Below are 25,446 nucleotides of genomic sequence, written 5' to 3'. Positions count from 1 at the left end.
TTGAGCATAATCATCGACAATGAGAAAACCTGTGCCTATGGCACAACAAACTTTGAACTGTGAAGAGGGTATGTTGTTGGAAGTGGTTTTCAATCATTGATCTTGTGAAGTATTCGACTACGATACGTTTGATGGAAATGTTATGCGTTTTTATAAAAAAGTAAATTTTCTCAAACAGGCGATTTATATAAAATGTCTACTGAACGATCCGAAAAAGTAGTAAAAGCAATAGATTTAAATTAGATGCCCCAATAAACCAATGGTGGTGCTTTCCTAGACTAGGATAATATTAAGCTTACACAGGAAGCAATAGCTAGCGATCCCCAAGTAGCTATTATAAAGCGCTATTGAAAGCTAAGTCACGTGCCAAAGGCAGTCCAAGTTAGTTTAAAAAAAATTCTTAAGCCCGAGGTACTCGCTCTGCTGAATAGTATGGCGACAGATATTGCTGCGATCGCAATTCAAGACCTTGATGGCAAGATCCTATTCGGAGAGGTCAGCCAAGCTGCGGGAGAAAAATTTCCGATTGGCATTAACGAGCAAATTGTCGGTTGGGCGATCTCCGCGCGGCATGCGGATACCATTGCCAATTGGCTTTCCTCGATTTGGCGATCGGAGCAAGCCAAGAAAACTATTATGAAAGAGGCTTTGGAAAGATATAAAGAAATCAATTGTCTTTATCACATCGCTGAAGGCTTAGTAAACTGCAAAGGGCTGCAAGATATTGCCCAATTAACCCTGAAAGCCGCTAAACGAGTTTTACAGTTTAGTAGTGCATCGATGATGATTGCACGCGATCGCACGCAAAACACCCTAGAACTAATTGCAGGAATTGGCTCAGCGGGTGACTATATCTCTGGTACGATCGTCGAGCTAAAAGGTGGGATCGCTGCCTCTGTAATTCAGCAACGCAAGGGCGAAGTTATTAACGATGTGATGGCTGACCCTAGATTCGTTAAGGGTGCGAATCCAATTTGTTCGATGATCTGCGTGCCTTTATTAGGAAATGAGCGGATTATTGGTGTGATTAATATTAGTAACAATGTCCCAATCCGCTACAACGCCAGCGATCTAAAGCTTTTAAAGACAATTGCATCTCAAGTCACACCAGCCATAGACAATCTGATCGTCTATGAGAATCAGCTACAGCAAGCCCAAGAACGAGAGTACAAATTGCAGCAACAGTTGATAGAATTACGGCTTGAGATTGATGAGGGAAAACGGGTGCAGCAAGTAGCTGAAATTACAGAAACCGAGCAGTTCAGGCTTTTACTTAAAAAAGCAGAAGAGCATCGGCAGAGGCGCAATAAGCATCGTGAGTTATCTGAGCAGTAGGTATATGTCGAAAATTATTTCAGTACATTCGTTTCGAGGTGGAACTGGGAAGTCAAATGCTACTGCTAACTTGGCTGTAGCGATCGCTTGTCAAGGCAAACGGGTGGGCATTATCGATACCGATATTCAATCCCCAGGAATTCACGTTTTATTTGGGTTAGAGCCCGATCTCATAGAGTTTACGCTAAATAGTTATCTGTGGGGAAACTGCGCGATCGACAAAGCTGCCTATGATGTCAGCCCTAAAGAGGTGCAAGCGCAGAATGGTTGCATTTTTTTCGTTCCGTCTAGTATCAAAATGGCTGACATTTCCAAGATTTTACGGGAGGGTTTTAGTGTTGAGATTTTGCAAGACGGCTTTGAAGCGCTGATCGATCGCTTAGGGTTAGACTATCTATTGATTGACACCCATCCTGGACTAAATGAGGAAACCCTGCTGTCGATCACAATGTCTGATATTTTGGTGCTACTCATGCGTCCCGATCAGCAAGACTTTCAAGGTACAGCCGTAACCATTGATGTAGCGCGTAAGCTAGGTGTATCGCAGATGCTGGTGGTGATCAATCGCATGCTACCCAGCTTCGATCAAGAAATGCTGAAAGAACGAATCAAAACAACCTATCAAGTTCCTGTGGCAGGTGTTTTACCCAATAGCGAAGATATGATGCTACTCGCCAGTAATGGTTTGTTTTTACTTCTCTATCCCAATCATCCGCTCAGTCTAGAGTATCAGGCGATCGCAAACCTGATCGCTACGTAGAAATGGTATGAAGCACTCGTAGCTTGAATGCTAACATAACTGAGTAGCTATATTCTTATTCCATAAGAGTTTGCGACCATCGGAGCGCTTATCTTACATGACTTCCCTACAGCGATCGCCATTCCTATCCATATTGTTTGCGATCCTGTTGCTCGTAGCTCTGGGAATTCTAAGCTTACCTACCCAAACACTGGCGGCTTCATCTTCTCTGATTTTACAGGATACGCAAGATCGCTACCCCTTGGGGTCATATTTAGAGATTTTAGAAGATAAATCGACGCAATGGACAATTGATGCGGTGAGCCAATCGCCTCTGGCACAGCAGTTTGTTCGTAATCACACCGAACGTCCTTCCTACGGATTTACCCATTCCGCCTACTGGATGCGGTTGCATCTCCGCAATCAAGCATCAGCAGCAACTGCATGGCGATTAGAGATTGGTTATCCTTTAATCGATCGCATAACCCTTTACCTGCCTGACGAACGCGCTCAACAGACCCAAAATGTCTCAGAATCAGGAAAACAGTCACAAAAATGGATTGTTAAATATGCAGGGGACTCCTATCCATTCGCAATTCGAGAAGTAGACGATCGCCTCCCTGTTTTTAAAATTCCTCTTGCATCTCAAACCGAACAAACGATTTTTCTGCGTTTTGAAACAACCAGCAGTTTACCGCTTCACCTGACGCTTTGGTCGTTAGAGGCTTTTGCCCAACATCGCTATCATCAGCAATTTCTCTTGGGAGGGTTTTATGGCATTCTCTTGGTGATGAGCGGCTATAATTTCATTTTGTTCTTGATTCTTAAAGAACGCAGCTATTTATACTATGTTCTATTTGTTTTAAGTGGGGGTGCATGGGTTGCTACCACCGATGGATTTGGGCTGCAATATCTCTGGCCCGAGCAGGTTTGGTGGAACAATGTCGCGATTATTATTTTGGCAGCGCTCTCCGCGTTCTCTGTTCTCAACTTCATGAATGCTTTTTTGCAGACCAAGATTTATAGCCCTAGACTTCGCAAAATCATCTTTGGTGTAAATTTCCTATGGTTCCTGATCGTTATTGCCGCAGTGTTTGTTAGCTATCGACCTGTTGCACAGACAGCAGTGGCTTTATTGGCGATTAGTTGCGTAATCGGTATGACCGTTGGCGTGAAATCTTGGCAAGGAGGCTATCGACCCGCTCGCTATTATCTGATCGGTTATTCGCTCGTGCTGATTGGTGCATTTTCCTATTGTTTAACCCTATTTAATCTCATTCCCAGTAACTTCTTTACAGATGAGAGCCTGAGATTAGGGTTGGTGTTTATGGTGTTTATGCTCTCCCTTGCCCTTGGCGATCGCATCAATCTCTTAAAGCAAGAAAAGGTAGAAGCCCAAGCAGAAGTCATGCGCGAACAGCAAGAGGCACTCCGCCTCAAGGATGAATGGACTGCTACACTACAACAAGCAAAGGATGAATTGGAGCATCGGGTAGTAGAGCGGACAAAAGATTTAAAACAGGCAAAAGAAGCAGCGGATAATGCCAATCGTGCTAAGAGCGAGTTTCTTGCAAATATGAGTCATGAGTTGCGAACGCCTTTAAATGCCATTCTCGGTTTTACGCAAATTATGTATGGTGATGACTCGCTGACTTCCGAACAGTTAGAGAACCTCAGTATCATTAGCCGCAGCGGCGATCATTTATTGGAACTGATTAACGACATCCTAGATATGTCTAAGATCGAAGCAGGCTATATGAGCTTCAATCAAAATAATTTTGACCTATACAAGCTCTTAAATAGTTTAGAAGAGATGTTTGCTTTACGGGCAAGTTCCAAAAACCTACAGCTTCTATTTGAATATCCCCCTAATTTACCTCGATTTATTCAAACCGATGAAGGGAAATTACGGCAGATCTTGATAAATTTGTTGGGAAATGCGGTTAAATTTACCAACCAGGGCAGTGTAGTGCTGCGCGTGGCAGTTGTAAATCAGTTTCACCGTGGCGATCGCGACTTCATAACGATTAATTTTGAAGTAGAAGATACGGGGGGCGGGATCTCTCCCGATGAAATCGGCTTTTTATTTCAACCCTTTGTGCAAACTGCGTCAGGCAAAAAATCTCAGCAAGGGACAGGGTTGGGATTGCCGATTAGCCAGAAATTTATCCAGCTCTTGGGAGGAGAACTGAGGGTGCAAAGTGCGATCGCTCACGGAACGTTGTTCCAGTTTGAAATACAGGCATCCTTGGGAACTACGATAGAGCAAAAAATTCAACAGCCTGCTCACCGAGCGATCGGGCTAGCTCCCGATCTGCCCATCTACCGCATTCTGGTTGTCGATGATGTCTGGGAAAACCGCCAGCTACTGACCAAGATGCTTTCTCCCATTGGTTTCGATATCAAAGAAGCAGAGAATGGAGCAGAAGCGATCGCCCTTTGGGAGAGTTGGCAACCGCATTTGATCTGGATGGACATGCGTATGCCTGTCATGGATGGGTATGAAGCTACGAGAAGAATTCGAGAGAGAGAACGTCAGGAGAATGTAGAATTAAGTCACCCATTCTCAAAGACAATAATTATTGCCCTGACTGCCAGTGCTTTTGAAGAAAAGCGATCGCTGGTACTAGCCGCAGGCTGTGATGATTATGTGCGTAAACCCGTGCAACAAGATACTTTATTTGCGAAAATGGCAGAGTATTTGGGAGTACGATATCTTTATACTGATAAGGGTAGTAAGCTAGATCGAGCAATGACAGGCAAGGAAACGATCGACAAAGCAAAAGACAATCAGGATGCTCGTCCTTCCTTGAGAATTTTGCTTGCTGAAGATAATATCGTCAATCAAAAAGTAGCTATAAAAATGCTAAAAAATTTGGGCTATACGGCCGATCTTGCCAATAACGGGTTGGAAGCAGTAGAGATTCTCAATCATCAAGACTATGATGTCATTTTCATGGATATGCAAATGCCTGAAATGGATGGACTAGAAGCAACGATAAAAATTCGAGAGATGGAGAGGAATGGCAAAATCAGGCATTCAATTCGCTTCCAAGATTCTCCCCCAGACCTATGCACCCTTGCCCCAATCAAGATTATTGCGATGACGGCAAATTCCTTGGCGGAAAACTTCGATATCTGCATTGCGGCGGGCATGGATGGTTTTCTTGCTAAGCCTATCCGCATGGACGAGCTAAAATCCATTTTAGAATCTATTTCCTCATAATACTTACAGATTCAATCAAGTTTCCTACCGTTAATCTTTCTCTCTGTCCATCGCTTCGCCAAAGTAGGAATTGATGCAAGCATCATCTCTGACCATGATTTAAATACTTATTCAAGGTGGGTAAAAGATTGACGATCGCATCAGGTTGTTTCAGGACGACATCCGCAATTTGAACCAACTGGGTAATACCATCAGGCGGTGTAGGCGATTGTGATTGCTGCGCATCGATTCTACCATCAATCACAATAATGGGAATGCCTACGTTCATTTTTGCTAACTGCGTCATATCCTTTTGCTCCTGGAAAGTTAGATGCAAGCGATCGTTCACCATCACAATCAGTGCATCGGCAACCTGTGACTCAAGACTCTGTTGCAGCAACTCCGAATCATTGAGAAACTGAACTTGTAATCCTGCCAAGGTCAAGTATTGGTGTAAAGGTTGAGCTAAGACGTTCGCTTCCAAGTTCGCTTCTGAGGTGGCATCTTTAAACGTAAACAACAAAATCGTTGGCGCTTGCAAATGGCTGACTGCTCGATGAATCAATCGATTGAGTCGCTGAGAGATTGTGAATGGGAGTAAATTGGGATCGGAAGATTCCACTTCTGGACATCCATATAACCTAAGATTTGGGAACTGAGTCTGTAATGGAGCCAAGTCCGCAGTTTCTATGCCAATAAGCAAAATAGGCAGCTTAGATAGCGTGTCTAACTGATAAAGATTTGCCAACCGCGATCGCATCTTTTCTTTTTCTCTACTATTTAAGATGGTCAGATCGGTTTGCCAAATTCTTGAAATCATTTCGCCTTGAGCCAGATCGTCTGCCTCTAACAAGCGATGTCCCAAATCTTGGAGCAGAGCGATCGTTTCTTCTTCTACATCTTGACGAAAATAGACAAGGGTTAGAGGTTTTTGCGCGATCGCATACTGAGATAAAAACGTACTCAGTTGAGCTGGTTGTATCGGCTTCGTCAGAATGCCATCAACTAATTGATACCCATCGCGTTTGGTTTCGCTAGGGTCGATTGCCATCACCACACGAATATGCTGGGTTGCTGGGTCGCATTTTAGTAGAGCCAGCACATCCCAGCCTGACAGCATCGGTAGGTTGGGGTTGAGTAAAATCAGACAGGGTTGTAAGCGACGAGCTTTTTCTAGTGCCTCGGTACCCGAACGGGCGACCACAACACGATAGCCCCAGTCTGTCAGCGTCACCATAAACCGCTCTACATCTTTAGACACTGCTTCTACCACCAACACAAGACGGCTATGGCTGATCGCAACCTGTGAGTCAAGCTCTAAGTTACTAGGTGGCGCAGGGGGCAACAAAATCGTAAACTGGCTACCTACACCTTCTTGAGAGACAAAGGTGACATCGCCTCCATGCAATCGAGCCAGATGCCGCGTCAAGACTAGACCCAGACCAGGCCCATCAAAGCGACGGGTGAGCACGCTTTCTACCTGCTGAAATTTCTGAAAAATCAGATGTTGCTTTGCTTCTGGAATTCCTATGCCGCGATCGGCTACGGTAAAAGCAATCCAACCCTCCCACCATCGTACTGATAGCTTAATTTGTACTTTCGTTGGCACAGTTTGAGGCGGAAGCTCCTCGTATTCTTGGGTTTCCTCGTTAAACGAATCAATGGGGACTTCGCTAAATTTACAGGCATTGGAAAGCAGATTGACCAACATCTGCTGCAATCTACCACCATCCGCAATCAAGGTAGGAATTGTGGGGTCAATATCTAGCAAAATTTCTAAGGGGGGGATACCTGTTTCTGAGGCAAAGTTTTTATGAATGCCAATGTCTTGCTGCCACAATCTGCGTGTTTGCTGAATACTTTGTTGACAGATAGTTTTGGTGGAGACGGTTTCCAACGAGAGGGCTAGTTGACCTGACTCAGACTTGGCAAGGTCAACAATATTGTCAATGATCGAGACCAAATGCCGCCCACTTTGATAAATCATGTTGACATAGCGGCTTTGGCGTTGGTTTAGTTCGCCGAGGGTTTTGGTATTTAACGTGCTTGCCATCCCAATCACAGAGGTAAGTGGGGTTTTAAGCTCGTGGTTAATGCAGGCAAGAAATTCATCTTTGAGGCGGCTGAGCCCAGATAGCTCTTGGGCTAATTGCTTTTGCAAGGTGATGTCATAGGCGATCGCCATTTCTAGCCCCGCTAACTCCCCATACAAAGCGGTACTGGTTACCTGCCATGTATGCGACTCACCATCCATCGTGCAACATTGATAGAGTTGCGGAAGATTGTGGGTAGATAAGGATAGGGGGGAATCGGTAGCTGAAATTGTGTCTGACTCATCGTCAGAGGGTACCAAGTTTTGGTGCAGGCTATCTCGCCACAGTTGATTCATGCCCAGCACCTTACCCTTGGTGTCATGGATCAATAAAGGTAGGGGTAGTTGCTCGATCAATCTAACCAGAGGAGCTACGACATAGGTAGGAGCGGCAGGCTTGTCTTTTTCTTTAAGGCGGCGGACTAGATCGAGAACCTCTACGACGCCTACATAACGATTATGGCGATCTAGCAATGCCCAGATTGAGGCAGCGTGATCGTACTGCGAGATCCTCTTTAAAAATTCTTTGACAGAAGATCCCGCAGCGATCGCGGGCAGGGGTTGCAAATCAACATCTGCTAGTGTTTGGGCAGCAAAATCTAGCTTAAGACTATTTGGCGAGTCATTACTCGGATCGAGATCTAACCAGCCCAGCAGGCATTGAGAGTTAAAAAGCCCTTGTGGTGAGGTTTTGCGATCGACCACAATAATATATGACCATCCCTTTTTTAGAAGAGATAGTGCATCAAAAACAGTCGTACCTAGCCCGCAAGTTGTGACATGTGGCTGTACAAACTGATCGAGAGATTGATTTGAGTCAATTGACTCCATTGTGGCAAAACCCAATCAAAAACTATGCGGTTACTTGGTTACTTAGGTTATAAGCCTTTAGTTAGATGCTCAATACAATTTCTTAAGCTATTCGTAAGGTATTACTATTGAGTAGATTGCTTAATACTTTTTTAGCTATAACCAATCTCACATGGTTTCGCTAATTGAATGAGAAAATAAAGATTAACGTAAGCAATTAGAAATAAAAATAAACTTAGATCACCTGTGTCTTTACCTCCCGTCTTACAAGTATGTTGTTTGGTTCCAGAGTCGCAAAGCCTATCTGTAGCTACGAAGATTGAGCAATTTTTGCCAACTCAGCGTTACAACGTTACCTGTGTATCTAGTCTAGACGCTTTACAAGAGGCACTTTTTAAACAAGATTCTAAGCAAGAAACCCCGCAAGACTGTTTTCAGGACTGTCTAATTACTTGGGGAGAAGCCGAAGCCGTTATTTATCGCCTGAGCCAATTGGGAATATTTTTGCCCACGGTAATGATTCAGGCTGAGACTGCCCCGATCGCTAACCTTGAGTCAACCGAAGATTTGTCTTTAAGCGATCTTCAAAATTTTTATAAAGCCGTGTTGTGTATCTTGCCAGAACATTTATCCGATCTGCCTACGGTGATCGAACAGGCAATATCAACATTTTTAAGAACTTTTGCTACGACAAAACCTCAAGGCTACGTCAGCATTCCAAATTCAGGAGTTTCTTTATCGACACAGCAACTGCGATTAGCGGAGAAGTTAAAAGAAAGGCTAGGATACTTAGGTGTTTATTACAAGCGCGATCCTAGACAGTTCTTTCGCCATCTACCCGATGAAGACAAGCAGAGCTATCTCGATCGCCTCAATCACACCTATCGAGGCATTATTCTGGAATACTTTAAAGACAAACCCATCGATCTAAATCAGAAAATCGACGAATTTGTCAATTTAGCTTTTTTTGGTGACATTTCGGTCTCTCAAGTGTTAGAACTGCACATGAACTTAATGGACGAATTTGCCAAATTCCTAAAACTAGAGGGTCGTAGTGAAGAAGTGTTATTAGACTATCGAATCACGCTCATTGATATCATTGCCCACCTTTGTGAACTATATCGTCGTTCAATTCCCAGAGGGGCATAGCGATCGCAGTAATTAATCACCCAACAATACCGATCATCGTAATAACTAATGAGACCTATTCGTAAAACCTATGTATTGAAACTCTACGTAGCAGGGAATACGCCCAACTCTGTACGTGCGTTGAAAACACTAAATGATATTCTGGAAAAGGAGTTTCAGGGTGTCTATACCCTCAAAGTTATCGATGTATTAAAAAATCCTCAACTAGCGGAGGAAGACAAAATATTGGCAACTCCTACCTTAGCAAAAATCCTTCCACCCCCCGTGCGTAAGATTATTGGCGATCTTTCAGATCGTGAAAAGGTTTTAATCGGGCTAGATTTACTATATGAGGAGTTGATGGAAGATGTCCAATAAGGAACGCGATGCCAATAGCCAGGAGCTAGGGGTTCAGAAGCTACAGACCATGATTGAAGGTCTAGATGACATCACCCATGGTGGCTTACCCAAAGGGCGATCGACCCTAGTTAGCGGTACATCAGGCACAGGTAAGACCCTGTTTGCCATGCAGTTTCTTTATAACGGCATTGTTGGGCTAGACGATCCTGGTATTTTTGTCACGTTTGAGGAGTCCCCCTCAGATATTGTTAAAAATGCCTATAGCTTTAACTGGAATTTACCCGAACTGATCGAGCAAGGTAAATTGTTTATTTTGGATGCTTCTCCCGATCCAGATGGGCAAGAAATTGTGGGGGAATTCGATCTGACCGCTTTGATTGAGCGCATTCAATATGCCATCCTCAAATACAAAGCCAAACGCGTATCGATTGACTCGATTACCGCCATTTTTCAGCAATATGAATCGATTGGTCTGGTACGACGAGAGATCTTTCGGTTGGTGGCAAGGTTAAAGTCTTTGGGTGTCACCACAGTATTGACCACCGAGCGGGTTGAAGAATATGGCCCCGTGGCAAGGTTTGGAGTCGAAGAATTTGTCTCTGACAATGTGATTATTTTACGTAACGTGCTAGATGGCGAACGTCGTCACCGTACAGCCGAGATCCTCAAACTGCGGGGCACAACCCATATGAAAGGTGAATTTCCTTTCACCATGACCAGTCAGGGCATTAACATCTTCCCACTTGGGGCTATGCGCTTGACCCAAAAATCCTCTAATACCAGAGTGTCTTCAGGCATTAAAACCCTAGACGAAATGTGTGGCGGTGGCTACTTTAAAGACTCGATCATTCTGACCACAGGAGCAACGGGTACGGGCAAGACCTTAATGGTCAGCAAGTTTTTAGAAACAGGCTGTGAAGGCGGCGAACGCGCAATTTTGTTTGCCTATGAGGAATCTCGCCAACAACTGACCCGCAATGCTTCTTCTTGGGGCACTGATTTTGATAAATGGGAAAGTTCGGGTTTATTAAAAATTATCTGCGTTTACCCAGAATCCGCAGGGCTAGAAGATCATTTGCAGGTGATCAAGTCCGAAATTGCCACATTTAAGCCTTCTCGAATTGCGATCGACTCACTTTCTGCGCTTGCCCGTGGGGTTAGCAACAATACCTTCCGTCAGTTTGTGATTGGGCTAACGGGCTATGTCAAGCAAGAGGAAATTACAGGGCTGTTCACCAATACAACCGATCAGTTCATGGGTTCGCATTCGATTACCGAATCTCATATTTCTACGATCACAGATACGATTATCTTGCTGCAATATGTAGAAATTCGGGGCGAAATGTCCCGTGCTGTTAACGTGTTTAAAATGCGTGGTTCGCGCCATGACAGCAAAATTCGCGAATATATCATTACCGATCAGGGCGCTCAGATCAAGGACTCTTTCCAAGGCTTTGAACGCATTCTCAGTGGTTCGCCGACGCGAATTTCTGTAGATGAAAAGTCCGAGCTTTCCCGAATTATTCGGGGTGTTTCCGATCCTTTGAGCTAATTGGTGCGAAGGGATTAATTTGAGAATCTCGAACTTCAATCCATTCTTGTTATCTAAAGCACAAAGACTTCGCATTACATGCCAGAGAAAGCTTACATCCCTTTTCCTGCAATGATTCTAGGCTTTACCTCTTTCAAGATTCAATTTATCAATTCCTAAAAGAATAATAATCCATGATTATTTTTGCGAATTAATTTTGCGAATTTATGCTTCGATTTATTAAAAATACTTATATTTCTCGGCTGAGATTCTACCGAAAGTCATGGGAAAACAACCCATTACGGCTCAAAATCATGACTATTTTCCTATGTCTTAAGATAGGCTAAGTTGTCAGATTTTGTCGTACTCAAAGCATTTCCTCGATCGAATAAAGCGATCGCAAAAAATATCAAAAATCCAGAAAAGCCTGAATTAATTGACTTCTGTTAAATCAAAGCTTGTTTAAAAACTTAAATATTCAAGAAAGCTACGATCGCAAACCTCTACCTCTTTCGATGGATTTTCTTCAAGGCGATCGGATAAACCGTCCCATAATAAAAAATTATTATAGAAAACCACTCTAATTGAGTGAAAACACTCAAATTTTTGCTTTGAAATCCCATCTATGACTGGCTTATAGGCTGGTTTTGTTCCCAAGTGTGAGAATGCATGTTAGTGTGAATCACGTCAGTCGAATTGCTTTAACTGCTCGAGTAATCCTTCCCAAATTGCAACGCCCCCTTTACTCAAAACAGTTCACACACACTGGACTTATGCAAAAACACCTTATCAATTTACTATTTTTCGCTTTAACGATTTCCGCTTTTCCTTTGGCTCTTAGCTTCTCTAGTGACACAGCTACAGCTCAAACGGATAAGCTAGTGAAGTCAGACAAGCAAACCGAAACCATTCCTTCTACTTCAGATGCTCGTTCCAATGTTCTGAAAGTGGGTGAAACTCGTTCTCGCTCTATGGCTCGTTCGCAAGAAGATGCGATCGCCAAAATTTACCCTCACAAGATTGACGAACGACAAGCCGCTACAGTCTATGTACGCGGGATTCCAGTTCTTACCTTTGTCAGTAGTTTAGATGCTGAGGGAAATAAAATCAGTAAAACAAACGCTGCCAACAATCTATCCACTGGGCAGGCAGTAAAGTTAAATTCGGCAAAAGCAACGAAGCTTCCTTCACAGACAAAGACCGAGTCAGAACCTCTAGCCTCTAACGATCCTGTCGAACGTGCTACTGCGGCGGCGGCGCTCATTAATCAACTCAGTCAAGAAGGGCTTGATGCCAGTGCAATCTCTCCTGCTTGGGAATCAGGAAATTACGTGATTAAGTTTGGCGATCGCGCTGCCCTTAAGTTTGATGAAAGTTTAATCTTGCCCCAAACCACCCGCAATAAAGCTGAAGATCTACTGCAAGCGACAAACTTGTTGCGGCGCTTGATGGGTGGGGCAACACCTGTGAATGGCATTACCAATGCCCCAACTACTGCCTTGCTTGCTACAAACCAGACTGGTGCAGACTTTATTGGTCAAGTTACGGAAGTTGGTTCGGGACTTGCCTCTTGGTATGGACCTGGGTTTGAAGGAGCCTATAGTGCTAGTGGCGAATTATTTAATACCAATGACTTAACCGCAGCCCATCGCACCTTGCCGTTTGGGACAAAGGTAAGAGTTACCAACATGGACAATGGCAAATCTGTAGTCGTCCGCATCAACGATCGAGGACCCTTTTCTGGAGATCGAATTCTTGATATGTCCAAGGGTTCTGCCGAAGTAATCGACTTAATCCATGCTGGAGTTGCTCAAGTTAAGCTGGAAGTGTTGATACCTGCAGTCCTAACTGGCTCGACCCCCATTAAATAACTAGATCGAAATTTGAGCCAACTTTTCACCACGATCGCCTCTCTACGCAGTTTTCTCAAGACCTATCCGAACAAAAATAGAGCGGTTGGTCTTGTACCCACGATGGGGGCACTGCATCGCGGTCATTTCAGTCTGATCGAGCGGGCTAGACAGGAAAATGACTGCGTGGTTGTCAGCATTTTTGTCAACCCGCTCCAGTTTGGGGTTGGTGAGGATCTGGATAAATATCCCCGTACGCTCGATCGAGATCAACAGCTTTGTCAGTCAGCAGGGGTAGACGCAATTTTTGCGCCCAGTGCCCAAGAAATTGGGGCTCAAGCCCAGCTAGCTATCCGATCGGGTATTACCCAGGTTTTGCCGCCGCCTGAGATGACAGAGGGCTTATGCGGGCGATCGCGATCGGGACATTTCACAGGTGTGGCGACGATTGTCACCAAACTTTTACAGATCGTGCAACCCGATCGGGCATACTTTGGGCAAAAAGATGGCCAGCAGCTAGCAATTCTCAGAAAGTTGATTAAGGATCTGAATATTCCTGTCGAGGTGATTGGTTGCCCCACCGTGCGAGAACCTGATGGTTTGGCGTTGAGTTCGCGCAACCAATACCTAGCTGCCCCACAACGAGAGGCAGCTACAGCCCTGTATCAGGCACTGCGGAAGGCAGCAGCGCTATTTCAACAAGGCATTGGCGATCGCGATCGCCTTGTAGCTGCCGTTCGCAATTTTTTAGCTGCTCGACCCCTAATTACCGTGGAGTATGTCGAACTAGTGGATGCACTGAGTTTACAGCCGTTGAATTCTGCATTCGCTTTACCAGATGATTCTCCCGATGCTTCATCAAATTCATCTTCATCGAAAGTGAATCAGGATTGTGGGGCAATGTTGGCGATCGCGGCGCATGTGGGTACAACCCGATTAATTGATAATATTCTCCTAAACCCTTTGTCCCATTCAGAATTAAAACTAGAGTAAACAATCCGTGTCATCAAATCGCAAACCGATTATTGCCATCGATGGTCCCGCAGGAGCAGGCAAGTCAACCGTCGCTAAGTTAGTAGCTCAGGAGTTAGGGCTGCTCTATTTAGATACGGGTGCTATGTACCGCGCGATCGCTTGGGTCGTGCAAGCGGCTAATGTGGCATTAACGGATGATCGGGCGATCGCTGAGCTGGCTCGTCAGGCAGATATTGACCTACATCCCCATGCGACGGATACCAAACAACCGCTACAGGTTTTTGTGAATGGTGTCGATGTGACCACGGCAATTCGTTCGAAGGATGTAACCAGTAAAGTGTCAGCGATCGCTGCCCAACCTTCGGTTAGAGAAATTTTAGTCAGCCAGCAGCAAGTACTGGGAAAATCGGGTGGTATTGTTATGGAAGGCAGAGATATCGGTACCCATGTCTTTCCTGATGCTGAGATTAAGGTCTTTTTAACGGCTTCTGTGCAAGAGCGTGCTAAACGCCGCCATGCAGAGTTAGTGGCTCAATCTATGGGTCTGTCTAAAGGGGAACCCGTCGAAGATATCACCGTCATAGCAGAAGCTATTCAAACAAGGGACGATCTAGACACAACACGCACAGTTTCACCTTTAAGAAAAGCAGATGATGCCATAACTGTAGATACGGACGGACGCAGCATCAACGATGTCGTAGCAGTTATTGTAGATTTGTATATAGCAAAGGTAACGAGTGGTCACCCAACTCAAAAACAGTAAGCGATCGGATTCACGATTAAATCATCATGATTCTTAGATCTATTAGGACTTTTCTAACTGTTAACCATACCTCTATGATGCTGAGCATAAGCAGATCGTGAAAATACCTGTGACTCCCCCATCCTTATTAACTCGCCGTTCGAGATTTTCTCGCAGATTGAACGCTGTCAGAAAATTTGCTGCATTCCTGCCTCTGCTCCTTGTGGGCGCAGGGGTGGTTAGTCTGTTTAGTATGAATGGCAGTGCCCCTGTTGTAGCGCAAACTGCTAACACCGCACTCACCATTCGCGCTGATATCCAAGAAGCCAACTCGATTACGGGCGTGGTGACTGCGACAGGAAACGTGCAAATGAACTATCCTGCACGGCAGATCAATGCCACTGCGGCACAAGCACAATATTATTCCAAGGAGCAACGCGTCGTGCTCACGGGCAATGTGATTGTTATTCAGCAAGGTGTGAATAGCCTTAAGGCTGAGACGATTACCTATTTGGTGACAGAAGGTAAGTTTCTTGCCGAGCCACCTGCCAATCAACAAGTGGAATCGGTCTATGTTGTGCCCGATCGCGATGTCGGCACAACGACAGCGACCACAGCAACCCCAGTGACTCAGATCAAGCCTGCCTTTAAAAACCAAATCAGCCCATTGGTGATTCCACCTAAAACGCAAGATGCAAATCCGTCGGAAACAAATAAGCTGCCTGGCAATTCTAGTAATCCAAATTCGGGATCTACGGGTCAGTAAACTGTAGCTATCTGAGACATGTCACCATCGAAACTCTAAGACGCTTTCATGAAAATCACTCTAGACAACGTCAGCAAACTATATGGTCGTCGTCAAGTCGTACATCAGGTTAGCCTCTCAGTCAAGCAAGGAGAAATTGTGGGGCTACTTGGTCCCAACGGGGCAGGAAAAACCACAACGTTCTATATCACCACGGGGCTAGTCCAGCCAGATACAGGTACTGTGATGCTGGATGACTTAGACATTACCCACCTGCCAATTCATAAACGGGCGCGTCTGGGTATGGCATATCTTGCCCAAGAGCCCACAATTTTTCGTCATTTATCAGTTCGTGATAATTTACTACTGGTAATGGAGCAAACGGATGTACCTGTGCGACAGCGTCGTCCCAAAATGAACCAACTGCTCGATGAGTTTCGTTTGCATAATGTGGCAAACTCTCAGGGGATTCAGGTGTCTGGTGGAGAACGACGGCGTACAGAAATTGCTCGGGCTTTGGCAGTGGGCGAACATGGACCGAAGTTTCTTTTGCTGGATGAACCCTTTGCTGGCATCGATCCGATCGCTGTGGCAGAAATTCAAACGATTATTGCAGGCTTGCGCGATCGCGGTATGGGCATTTTAATTACTGACCATAACGTGCGAGAAACCCTAGCCATTATCGATCGAGCCTATATTATGCGGGATGGTGAAATCTTGGCTTCTGGTGATCGAGATCAGTTGGCAAGCGACTCAGAAGTTAGAAAATATTACCTTGGTGAGAAATTTCAGTTTTAGAGATCTTGACTGTAAACGCTAGATGGTTTAGCGGGGCTAAATTTCAGACCTATTAAACTCAATTTTGGGATTTAACGGCTATTCACGGCATTCTCATAAAGCTTTATGACCATGTAATCTTAATAAAGGAAATGGCTACCTTACCCAATCTGAAAACGAGAAACAAAATTAGAAGCGCGAAAGTTGCTGGGGTATTACCACTGGAATGGTTACCCCGCATATCTGTCATGGATCGCTACTTGAGTAGCCAAATGTTGGCACCCTTTCTGTTTGGGGTCGGTGCTTTTTCGTCGGTAATTTTAGCGATCGGTTCTTTGTTTGAACTGGTAAGGCTGATTACAGACTCTGGTCTGAGCATCCTCACTGCTCTCCAAATTTTTGTGCTGCGGCTTCCAGGCTTAATGGTTTACTCGTTTCCCATGTCTGTCCTGCTTGCCACGCTAATTTCCTACAGTCGCTTATCCGCCGATGGGGAGACGACAGCCCTCAGAAGTTGCGGTGTGAGCGTCTATCGACTGGTTGTGCCTGCCATTATTTTGAGCTTTATGGTGACAGGGATGACGTTTATGTTTAACGAGGTGATCGTACCCTCAGCAAACTGGCAAGCGAAAAGCACCCTAAGAGCCGCTTTAAATCAAGAGAATATTCAGTTTAAAAACCGAGATATCTTCTATCAACAGTACGGTGACATTGTCCAAGAAGATGGCACCGCCACACAGGGTTTAGTGCGGAGCTTTTATGCCCGTCGTTTTGATGGCAAGGAAATGCAGGGCTTAACAGTTTTAGACTTTTCCCAAGGACAATTGCAGCAAATTTTATCCGCCGAATCAGCGGTTTGGCTGCCCCAGCAAAGCGTGTGGCAATTTCGGAATGGGGCAACCTATTTAATTGGTGAAGATGGCGACTATCACAGCATTTTGAGATTTGAGGAGCAAAATCTCCGCATTCCCCGTGCCCCTCTCGATCTAGCGCAAGAGCAACGCAGTGCTGAGGAAATGAGTATCACGGAGCTGAGCCGCTATATTGAGCTAATTCGACAGACAGGCAATGCTAAAGAAGTTAAAAAATTGGAAGTTAGCCTGCAACAAAAGTATGCCTTTCCTTTCATCTGTGTTGTATTTGCTTTAGTAGGCTCGCCTTTGGGAATGCGTCCGCAACGCACTTCAACCTCAGTGGGTTTTGGTGTGAGTGTATTGATTATTTTTGGCTACTATGTGATGTTATTCGTTTTTGGGGCATTAGGGCAGGTAGAAATCTTAAGTCCTCTGGCAGCAGCATGGACGCCGAATGCGATCGGTTTGGGTACGGGCATTGTGCTACTAACTCGCGTGAATTAAAGCTTGTGTGAATCTCGTGTGAATATTAAAGCTCGTGTGAATAAAGCCAGCTAAAGCAAAGCAAAAAAATGTCCCACTGGACCTTGTCCTTGCCCGATCGCTAAGGAATGCTTTAAAGACTGTGTTACATATTGCTTGGCAGCCTGCGCCGCAGGCAAAAGCGGTAGCCCTAGCGCTAAATTTGCGGCGATCGCTGCCGATAGCGTGCAGCCTGTCCCGTGCGTGTGCGTTGTATCAACCGTCTCAGTTTGTAATACCTCTAGGCGTTTGCCATCAAACCAGATATCCACCCCCCTTAGATTGCCAGACATCCCCCCGCCTTTGACCAAGACTGTCCTACAGCCTAGCTGGTAAATAGTTTGGGCTGCGGCTTGCATCTGTTCTAGGGTAGCGATTTCAGGAATGCCACTGAGGATTTGGGCTTCGTAACGGTTAGGCGTGGCGATCGCGGCTAGAGGCAACAGGGCATATTTGATCGTGTTGATGGCATCATTGTCCAAAAGTTGTACGCCCGCCCGCGACACCATTACCGGATCGACGACGATATTGCTAAACCCCAAGGCTACAATTTTTCTGGCAACGGTTTTGATGAGGTCTTGGTTGAGTAACATGCCAGTTTTGATTGCTAACACGCGCATATCGCTCACTACAGCTTCGATTTGAGCAGCGATCGCCTCACTAGGCAGGGCATCGACTCGCGTGACTCCTAGGGTGTTTTGAGCGGTCACACAGGTAATCACACAGGTACCATGGACGCGATGAAAGGCAAAGGTGCGCAGATCGGCTTGAATGCCTGCTCCGCCTCCACTATCTGACCCAGCGATCGTCATGGCGATCGGAACTTCTGGCTTGATTAGATTTTGCATTGTCTTAACAAAGTAGGTTGTATTTCGTGAATTCTGAGTAAATTCTGAATAAATAACTTATGACTAACTTTTGGCTAACTATTCTCTAACCTTGTATCCGCTTAGGTTTAAACGAAACAACCTAGTATAAATTTGGTCATGATGCAGTATTCGCATTCAGAATCCTCGCTCGCCCCTGAATGTATGACCTACTTAAATATTAAATGCTTTCAAGGAGTATGTTTATGGGTATACGGATTGAATTTATGCAGCCTAGTGGAAAGCTAAATGCAACCAATGCCGAACTTTTTCGCCAACAAGCTAGTGCCTTACTTAACACGAAGCCCGATGCTTTACTAATTGACATGCAAGATCTGGTGATGATGGACAGCTCTGGGATCGGTGCCTTGGTGTTTGTGCTCAAGAGCACTAGGTTAATTGGTTGTAGGTTGGCACTATGCTCGCTAAACGATCAGTTACGGTTTGTATTTGCTACGGCGGCTCTCCATGTTTTATTTGACATTTTTGAGAGCCGTGACGATTTTGAAGCTTGCTTGCTCTCAGTCTGAGCGCAAGTTTCTACGACAGAACAGGAAAGCACAAAGTATTTAGGGGAACTATAGCAGTCCTTCATTGTGTGTGAATGCAGTAAGGGCTGGAAGCCCATGTAGGCAAGATGCCTACGCAACAAATCAATGACAAATTGTTTAGGATCGCTATAGCATTTTGCAGAGGCGCGATCGGGAGTTCCCGATCGCCAAACATAAATAGTTAGCAAACTTCAAATATGTTTGAATTGTGAAGGTGGCAAATGTTGCTAGAATTTCACCAGCTATCAAAACCCTGATTCTTGGAGCAGATCATGACAGATTCACAAGAAAAAGTACCGACAACAGAAGTCATATCAGATATTAAGCCTGATATTGCAGTTCCTGCGATCCAGTTGGAATCGTCTACAGGTGAAGTCACTACCGTAGCTCCTACGCCATCAACCTCTCAACAAATGGTCAGTAATTTACTCGAACAACTGACTAAACTATGGAGCACCTATTTTGGCGAGAACCAAAAGATTAGCCTAAATGTGGTAATTACAGCACTTTTAGCAATCCCATTGTTAATTCTCGCCTCGGCAACCCTAAATTTTATTAATAGCATTCCTTTACTTCCCTCAATTTTAGAAATAGTTGGTTTTGGTGCTTTGATCTGGTTTACCTATCGCTATTTGCTCTTGGCGCAGACCCGTCAAGAACTGATGGACAATATTGGTGCTTGGAAACAAAAAATATTCGGTTAGTTTTCTCGATCTTTTCCGAGAATATTAAGGGGCAATCGATCGATTGCCCCTTGTTTTGTGTGTCGATCGATTTGTGCGTTAAGCTTGCAGATGGACTTTCAAACACGATCCCGCCAGCAACCCGATCTTTTGCTATCAATATTGCGTATCAAAGTTAGGATAATAGGCATAGATTGTTAAGTGTTATTTAGTGTCATTTAGGGAAGCGAAAAGGGATATTCGTCAATAATGGGCAAAATCGTTGGTATTGACTTAGGTACGACTAATTCTGTGGTGGCTGTGATGGAGGCAGGTAAGCCTGTGGTAATTGCCAACTCAGAAGGTAGCCGCACAACTCCCTCTGTGGTGAGCTTTACCAAAGACGGCGAACGTCTGGTAGGGCAAATGGCTAGGCGGCAAGCTGTGCTTAATCCTGATAACACGTTCTATTCGTTTAAACGGTTTATCGGGCGTAAGCATAGCGAACTGAGCAGCGACTCAAAGCGCGTGCCCTACACGGTACGGCGTGATGAGCTAGGTAATGTCAAAATTAAATGCCCCCGCCTAGAAAAAGACTTTGCGCCTGAGGAAATCTCGGCGATGGTGATTCGCAAATTGGTGGATGAGGCGAGTCGGTATCTAGGGACAGATGTCACTGGGGCAGTGATTACGGTTCCTGCTTACTTTAACGACTCGCAACGCCAGGCAACCAAGGATGCGGGTAGAATTGCGGGCATTGAGGTCAAGCGGATTATCAATGAGCCCACGGCAGCTTCTTTAGCCTATGGCTTAGATAAAAAAGATAATCAAAAGATTTTAGTATTCGACCTTGGTGGCGGCACCTTTGATGTATCGGTTTTGGATGTCGGCGACGGTCTGTTTGAAGTCAAGGCAACCAGCGGCGATACGCAGCTAGGGGGGGATGATTTTGATAAACAGATCGTCAACTGGCTAGCCGATCAGTTTTTACAGGATCAGGGGGTCGATCTGCGTAAAGAGCGGCAGGCATTACAACGCCTCACCGAGGCAGCCGAAAAAGCCAAGATCGAGTTATCAACCGTGGGCGTAACCGATATCAATCTGCCCTTTATCACTGCGACAGCGGATGGGCCCTTGCATTTAGATACGACCCTAAAGCGATCGCAGTTTGAGCGGCTATGTGTCGATCTGCTAGAGCGGCTGAATAATCCCCTAGAGCAAGTCTTGAAAGATGCCAAGATTAGTCCTCGCCAAATCGATGAAGTTGTGCTTGTGGGAGGTTCTACCCGCATTCCTGCGGTGCAGCAGTTGGTGGAGCGCCTAATTGGCAAGCCACCCAATCAAGGGGTAAATCCCGATGAGGTCGTCGCCGTTGGGGCAGCTGTGCAAGCGGGCATTTTGTCTGGCGAAGTCAAGGATGTCTTACTGCTGGATGTCACTCCTCTCTCCATAGGCGTAGAAACCTTTGGCGGTGTCATTAATAAGCTGATTCCGCGCAATACGACGATTCCTACGCGCAAGATGGACATGTTTACGACCGCTGAGGATAATCAAACCTCGGTAGAGATTCATGTCGTGCAGGGAGAGCGGGAGCTAGCCGAACACAACAAGTCCTTGGGACGGTTTAAGCTCAGCGGTCTAGCACCCCAACCACGCGGTCTGGCTCAGGTTGATGTCACCTTCGATTTGAATACCGATGGCATTTTGGCGGTGACCGCCACCGATCGCCGCACGGGCGTAGAACGACGCATCACGATCAAAGGGGCTTCGACGCTGGATGAAAAAGAAGTACAGCGCATGATTGCCGAGGCAGAGAAATTTGCCGATCGCGATCGCGCTAAAAAAGAGCGAATTGCCAAAATCAATCGGGCTGACAGTTTGGTGGTTAGCTCGGAACGTCAACTCAAGGACTTGGCGCTAAATTATGGCTATAAGCTCAACTACGAACGCCGCAAAGAAATTGACGGTCTGATTAAAAATCTTAAAGATGCGATCGCCAAGGAAGATGACAACCGCATCGATCGCGGTCAGTCAGAGTTGCAAGAAGCGATTTATGCCCTATCTCGCGAACTCTACGCAGAGGATGAGTACGAAGATGAGGATGACGATTTATTTGGCGGCATTTTAGATAGCATCGGTAGCTTTGCGAATCGGAATAGCCGTCGTTCTAAGGATGATGCCCCTCGTCGTCCCAATACCAGAGTCAGCTATGACGATGAAGATGACGATTGGGTCTAATTGATCGGCCGCAAATGGGGCATCCCCCCTTTGCTCTTAAACTTTTCTCTTAAAGAAGAACAATTCATTCAAAATTTTTAGCTAGGGGCGCTCTTTTATAGAATCGCCTCTTTTTTTTGGAAGTAGAAGGTGCGATCGCAGCTATGGGCGAATTTGCGAAGGATACTTGTGATGCAGGAATTCCGTAAAAACGGCAAAAAGTTTAAGTTTTGTTAAATGCTTGCCCTGACTCGATCGTACTAATTTAACTTGCGACTACAATAGCTAAAATCATTACACAGCAATGCTTAGAGGGATTTGAGTTTTATATGGATTTATTAAATGATAAGAAAAAACAGCTCTAGTCCATATAAATTAAAGGTTTTATATATACACAAGTAGTATGTTGCTATTAGAATACAAAATTGAAACCTATAGCCTATGGGAGTTTCACAACTATAGGTAAGGTTGGGTGCAAACTGCTTGCATTTTTATACAGTTTTGGCTCCGTTTTCATGTTTGGGATAGGCTCATCTTGGGACTATCGCAGAGATAACTTAAAAATGAGCAAATCGAAAATCCTCTAACTACTGAAATTACAGCAAAATTTATGAACAAAGGTGAACTAGTTGACGCGATCGCTAAGAAAGCCGCTGAAAAAGGCTTTACCGTTAACAAAAAGACCACAGATGAGGTGTTAACTGCAACCTTAGAAGTGATTGTTGAAACCGTAGCAGGTGGCGATAAGGTAACTTTGGTCGGCTTTGGTTCTTTTGAATCTAGAGAACGTAAAGCCCGCGAAGGTCGCAACCCTAAAACTGGTGCAAAAATGGAAATTCCAGCGACAAAAGTACCTGCCTTCTCTGCGGGTAAATCTTTTAAAGAACGGGTAAGCCCACCCAGTGACTAAACACTAGCCAATCCTGATGGTTAGCATGGGTGTAGGTGTCTACACCCATTTTTATTGCTGGTTTAGACAAGCCCCAAACTCGGTATGGTGAAGCCCAGTCGAACTGCCCCCTAGCCCGCAATTCTGGAAGACTCTGAAAATTCTTGTTCCCCCAGAATTGAGGGATTGAGGGGGCAAAATCTTTGGATAGAAACGAATTGTCTTTGGCATTCCTATGGAGAATCTCGCTCAACCTAGTCACGGCGGCAACCTGCGATGGGCAGCTCAAATTTCCCAACGCGATCCGAGTCAAATCTTGGATTTTTCGGCAAGTATCAGCCCCTTGGGTTGCCCGAAATCGGTGCTTGAGCGGCTGAAATCGGACGAGACGTTAAATACCATCAGTCGCTATCCTGACCCAAGTTATACCCTGCTTAGAGAAGCGATCGCTGCCCATCATCACATCTCCCCAGACTATATTTTGGTGGGAAACGGAGCGGCGGAGTTACTGACTTGGTTATGCCGCGATCTGGCAAGGTTAGCATCTGTATTTCTTGGAGTTCCTGCTTTTGGCGATTATCTGCGGGGTCTAAAAGCCTTTAACGCCCATATCGTTCCCATCGATTGGTGGCAAAGGGGCGATCGCGCGCTTGCGCTTCAAACCTTGAATCAAACTTTAAATCAAACCTTAAATTCTGTTGGTGCTACCAGTGATTCGCGCAGTTGTGGAATTTTACTGAATAACCCGCACAATCCCACAGGGCAACTTTATACGCGAGAGGAATTGTTGCCGCTCTTAGAGCGATTTGAACTCGTGGCGATCGATGAAGCTTTTATGGACTTCCTCACGCCAGAGACTTCTCAAAGTCTGATCGATCGCGTCGAATCTTCGCCCAATCTCGTAATTTTGCGATCGCTGACCAAGTTTTATAGTATGCCCGGCCTGAGAATTGGCTATGCGATCGCCCACCCCCAACGCTTGCAAACATGGCAAGCATGGCGCGACCCGTGGAGTGTGAACTGTCTGGCTGAAATTGCCGCGATCGCTTGCCTGCAAGATCGAGAATTTCAACAAAAAACATGGGACTGGCTAGCCAAAGAGCGCTCGCATCTCTATACAGATTTATCTAAAATCGCAGGCTTGCAACCGATCGCGGGAGCCGCAAATTTTTTACTGGTCGAGTCCGAGCGATCGGTGCTGGCACTGCAAGAGCATCTGCTAAAACAGGATGGAATTTTAATTCGCGACTGTCACAGTTTTGCGGAGCTAGGCGATTGCTATTTTCGCGTTTGTGTCAAACTGCCTGCCGATCGCGAACGATTAGTAAAGGGAATTGAAGGATTTATGAAGGGTTTATGAAGCGATCGGGCTAGAATGACGATGTTTTAAATATCTTCTTTGTCGGCGATCGCACTTCGCTCATATTCGGTAATGATGCTTTGAATGTCCTCTGCGGCAATATCAACTTGCTCTGATTTTGAGTAAACGGTCAGTAAAATGATTCCTGTTGCTGTTTTGATGTAGTAAATCAGACGATAGCCACCACTTTTTCCTTTTTGATTATCGCTATTTCGGACTCTCAGCTTAAAGACTGCGTAACCAACTCCAGATATCTGGTCTCCTAAAACTTCTCCCTGTTCGAGCTGTGCGATGATTGGTTGGATATCTTTGCGAATATTGCGATATTTTTTGGCAAGATTCCGTAAATTGCGTTTGAATGTTGGCGAAGCTTCAATTTGAATTAAAGGCCGATCAGACATCATCAATCCCTTCCCAGAGTTGAGAGACTGGGATAGTTTGTCCAGTCATGGCTTCGTGCCAAGCTTGACGAAAATCTGCTAAGACTTCTGTTTGTGATTGTTCTTCTAAGTCTATCTGTTCTGGAATTAGAACGATGATTTCTACTCGTCTATTTTTATCATTTATGAAAGGACGATCTAGTGTTAATTGTCCTTCCTCATTGATGGTTGCCATCGCCTTAAGTGCTTTCATTACAGTTCCAAGTTATTTACTTAAATTCAACTTTTTACCACTTGTCAACTCAGTCGAAACCCGAAAATTTTTATCGGCAAGCATCTCAACCCTCCATAAACGATCGCGATAATTAAGCTAATCATTGTTGATACTTTAGTTTAGCCCATCTCACCAAGCATAGCTTTCAACCGCGATCGCAATCCTGACATATTTCTTCCGATGGAACTGTGAGAATATCGATTGAATGTTGCTTGTCACGGGTCGCATAGATGTTTGTCACTTTCGGGAAGATCGGAATTGGTGATGAGGTAAGGACGCAATCGGTTACAGGCACTGACTAGCATCTCGTCTAGGGTTTGGATGCGCCAGAGTTTGACCACTGAGCGATCGTCTTTAGGAATCGTTGCCATAAATTGAAAGTCTTTACTCACAAATCCATAACCTTCATATTCGGCAATTTGCCTGCCCTGTAAATCCCAAATCCTAGCCGTGCTGTCACTGCTACGCGTCGCCAGCTTCGTATCATCGTTAGAAAATACGACGCTCCAAACAAACCCTTGATGCCCTTTGAGAATCGCGATTTCTTTGCCCTGTAAATCCCAAATCCTAGCCGTGCCGTCN

Annotated in this window: 19 protein-coding genes and 2 pseudogenes; 16 read left to right on the top strand and 5 right to left on the bottom strand. The window is 45.1% G+C overall.

The genetic code is table 11. The annotated features are described in order from the left end of the window. The first annotated feature begins 363 nt into the window (after window positions 1–363). The 3 genes from ACP2WE_RS00755 to ACP2WE_RS00745 all read left to right on the top strand — a co-directional run bounded on the left by ACP2WE_RS00755 (window position 364) and on the right by ACP2WE_RS00745 (window position 5,300). Window positions 364–1,335: a GAF domain-containing protein gene (locus ACP2WE_RS00755; RefSeq protein ID WP_425213698.1), complete on the top strand. Its 972-nt coding sequence runs from the start codon at window positions 364–366 to the stop codon at window positions 1,333–1,335. 4 nt (window positions 1,336–1,339) lie between these two features. Continuing rightward, the gene (locus ACP2WE_RS00750; protein ID WP_425213697.1) at window positions 1,340–2,095 is read left to right on the top strand and encodes a MinD/ParA family ATP-binding protein; all 756 of its coding nucleotides are present in this window, start codon (window positions 1,340–1,342) and stop codon (window positions 2,093–2,095) included. Between the two features lie 97 nt (window positions 2,096–2,192). Beyond that, window positions 2,193–5,300 carry a 7TM diverse intracellular signaling domain-containing protein gene (locus ACP2WE_RS00745; RefSeq protein WP_425213696.1) on the top strand — a complete coding sequence of 1,036 codons (3,108 nt, stop codon included), beginning with the start codon at window positions 2,193–2,195 and terminating at the stop codon, window positions 5,298–5,300. Between the two features lie 82 nt (window positions 5,301–5,382). On the opposite strand, the gene ACP2WE_RS00740 is transcribed toward ACP2WE_RS00745, so the two are convergent. Next, window positions 5,383–8,202 (bottom strand): ATP-binding protein, encoded by a 2,820-nt coding sequence (locus ACP2WE_RS00740; protein ID WP_425213695.1) that lies wholly within the window; start codon window positions 8,200–8,202, stop codon window positions 5,383–5,385. Window positions 8,203–8,427: 225 nt separating this feature from the next. Here ACP2WE_RS00740 and ACP2WE_RS00735 point away from each other — a divergent pair, with 225 nt between their 5' ends. The 8 genes and pseudogenes from ACP2WE_RS00735 (at window position 8,428) to ACP2WE_RS00700 (ending at window position 17,647) form a co-directional block, all read left to right on the top strand. Continuing rightward, window positions 8,428–9,330: a circadian clock protein KaiA gene (locus ACP2WE_RS00735; protein WP_425213694.1), complete on the top strand. Its 903-nt coding sequence runs from the start codon at window positions 8,428–8,430 to the stop codon at window positions 9,328–9,330. A 48-nt stretch (window positions 9,331–9,378) separates the two neighbouring features. Next, entirely contained in the window at window positions 9,379–9,687 is a 309-nt protein-coding gene (kaiB, locus tag ACP2WE_RS00730; RefSeq protein WP_330483130.1) for a circadian clock protein KaiB, read from the top strand. After that, window positions 9,677–11,221, top strand: a complete 1,545-nt coding sequence (kaiC, locus tag ACP2WE_RS00725) for a circadian clock protein KaiC (protein WP_425213693.1) — start codon at window positions 9,677–9,679, stop codon at window positions 11,219–11,221. The genes kaiB and kaiC overlap by 11 nt, the downstream gene beginning before the upstream one ends. Before the next feature lie 752 nt (window positions 11,222–11,973). Further along, window positions 11,974–13,071, top strand: a complete 1,098-nt coding sequence (locus ACP2WE_RS00720) for a septal ring lytic transglycosylase RlpA family protein (protein WP_425213692.1) — start codon at window positions 11,974–11,976, stop codon at window positions 13,069–13,071. Window positions 13,072–13,083: 12 nt separating this feature from the next. Further along, window positions 13,084–14,788 (top strand): annotated as a pseudogene (panC, locus tag ACP2WE_RS00715) (pantoate--beta-alanine ligase). 232 nt (window positions 14,789–15,020) lie between these two features. Next, a complete protein-coding gene (locus tag ACP2WE_RS00710) occupies window positions 15,021–15,533 on the top strand; it encodes an LptA/OstA family protein (RefSeq protein WP_425213886.1) in 513 nt (170 codons plus the stop codon). Window positions 15,534–15,581: 48 nt separating this feature from the next. After that, complete coding sequence (gene lptB, locus ACP2WE_RS00705; RefSeq protein ID WP_425213691.1) at window positions 15,582–16,310, top strand: LPS export ABC transporter ATP-binding protein; 729 nt, start codon at window positions 15,582–15,584, stop codon at window positions 16,308–16,310. Between the two features lie 131 nt (window positions 16,311–16,441). Beyond that, entirely contained in the window at window positions 16,442–17,647 is a 1,206-nt protein-coding gene (locus ACP2WE_RS00700) for an LptF/LptG family permease (protein WP_425213690.1), read from the top strand. Window positions 17,648–17,697: 50 nt separating this feature from the next. On the opposite strand, the gene thiD is transcribed toward ACP2WE_RS00700, so the two are convergent. Further along, entirely contained in the window at window positions 17,698–18,513 is an 816-nt protein-coding gene (gene thiD, locus ACP2WE_RS00695) for a bifunctional hydroxymethylpyrimidine kinase/phosphomethylpyrimidine kinase (RefSeq protein WP_425213689.1), read from the bottom strand. Between the two features lie 224 nt (window positions 18,514–18,737). Between thiD and ACP2WE_RS00690 the strand changes: the two genes are divergently transcribed. The 5 genes from ACP2WE_RS00690 (at window position 18,738) to cobD (ending at window position 24,210) form a co-directional block, all read left to right on the top strand. After that, on the top strand, window positions 18,738–19,061 hold the full coding sequence (locus tag ACP2WE_RS00690) for an STAS domain-containing protein (protein ID WP_425213688.1): 324 nt from the start codon (window positions 18,738–18,740) through the stop codon (window positions 19,059–19,061). 293 nt (window positions 19,062–19,354) lie between these two features. After that, window positions 19,355–19,786, top strand: a complete 432-nt coding sequence (locus ACP2WE_RS00685) for a CAAD domain-containing protein (protein ID WP_425213687.1) — start codon at window positions 19,355–19,357, stop codon at window positions 19,784–19,786. 228 nt (window positions 19,787–20,014) lie between these two features. Beyond that, window positions 20,015–21,982, top strand: a complete 1,968-nt coding sequence (dnaK, locus tag ACP2WE_RS00680) for a molecular chaperone DnaK (protein ID WP_425213686.1) — start codon at window positions 20,015–20,017, stop codon at window positions 21,980–21,982. Between the two features lie 589 nt (window positions 21,983–22,571). Then, window positions 22,572–22,871 carry an HU family DNA-binding protein gene (locus tag ACP2WE_RS00675; RefSeq protein ID WP_330483142.1) on the top strand — a complete coding sequence of 100 codons (300 nt, stop codon included), beginning with the start codon at window positions 22,572–22,574 and terminating at the stop codon, window positions 22,869–22,871. A gap of 214 nt (window positions 22,872–23,085) precedes the next feature. After that, the gene (gene cobD, locus ACP2WE_RS00670; protein WP_425213685.1) at window positions 23,086–24,210 is read left to right on the top strand and encodes a threonine-phosphate decarboxylase CobD; all 1,125 of its coding nucleotides are present in this window, start codon (window positions 23,086–23,088) and stop codon (window positions 24,208–24,210) included. A gap of 26 nt (window positions 24,211–24,236) precedes the next feature. On the opposite strand, the gene ACP2WE_RS00665 is transcribed toward cobD, so the two are convergent. The 3 genes and pseudogenes from ACP2WE_RS00665 to ACP2WE_RS00655 form a co-directional block, all read right to left on the bottom strand. Beyond that, window positions 24,237–24,611: a type II toxin-antitoxin system RelE/ParE family toxin gene (locus ACP2WE_RS00665; RefSeq protein WP_425213885.1), complete on the bottom strand. Its 375-nt coding sequence runs from the start codon at window positions 24,609–24,611 to the stop codon at window positions 24,237–24,239. Next, window positions 24,604–24,843, bottom strand: a complete 240-nt coding sequence (locus tag ACP2WE_RS00660; protein WP_425213684.1) for a type II toxin-antitoxin system RelN family antitoxin — start codon at window positions 24,841–24,843, stop codon at window positions 24,604–24,606. The genes ACP2WE_RS00665 and ACP2WE_RS00660 overlap by 8 nt, the downstream gene beginning before the upstream one ends. 236 nt (window positions 24,844–25,079) lie before the next feature. Then, window positions 25,080–25,445: pseudogene (locus tag ACP2WE_RS00655) on the bottom strand (WD40 repeat domain-containing protein); the annotation flags it as partial. Between the last annotated feature and the right edge of the window lies 1 nt (window position 25,446).

It is taken from the genome of Tumidithrix helvetica PCC 7403, assembly GCF_965232925.1.
In the GTDB taxonomy this organism is placed as follows: Bacteria; Cyanobacteriota; Cyanobacteriia; order Pseudanabaenales; family Pseudanabaenaceae; genus Tumidithrix; species Tumidithrix helvetica.
This window is presented reverse-complemented; position numbering and strand designations above follow the sequence as displayed.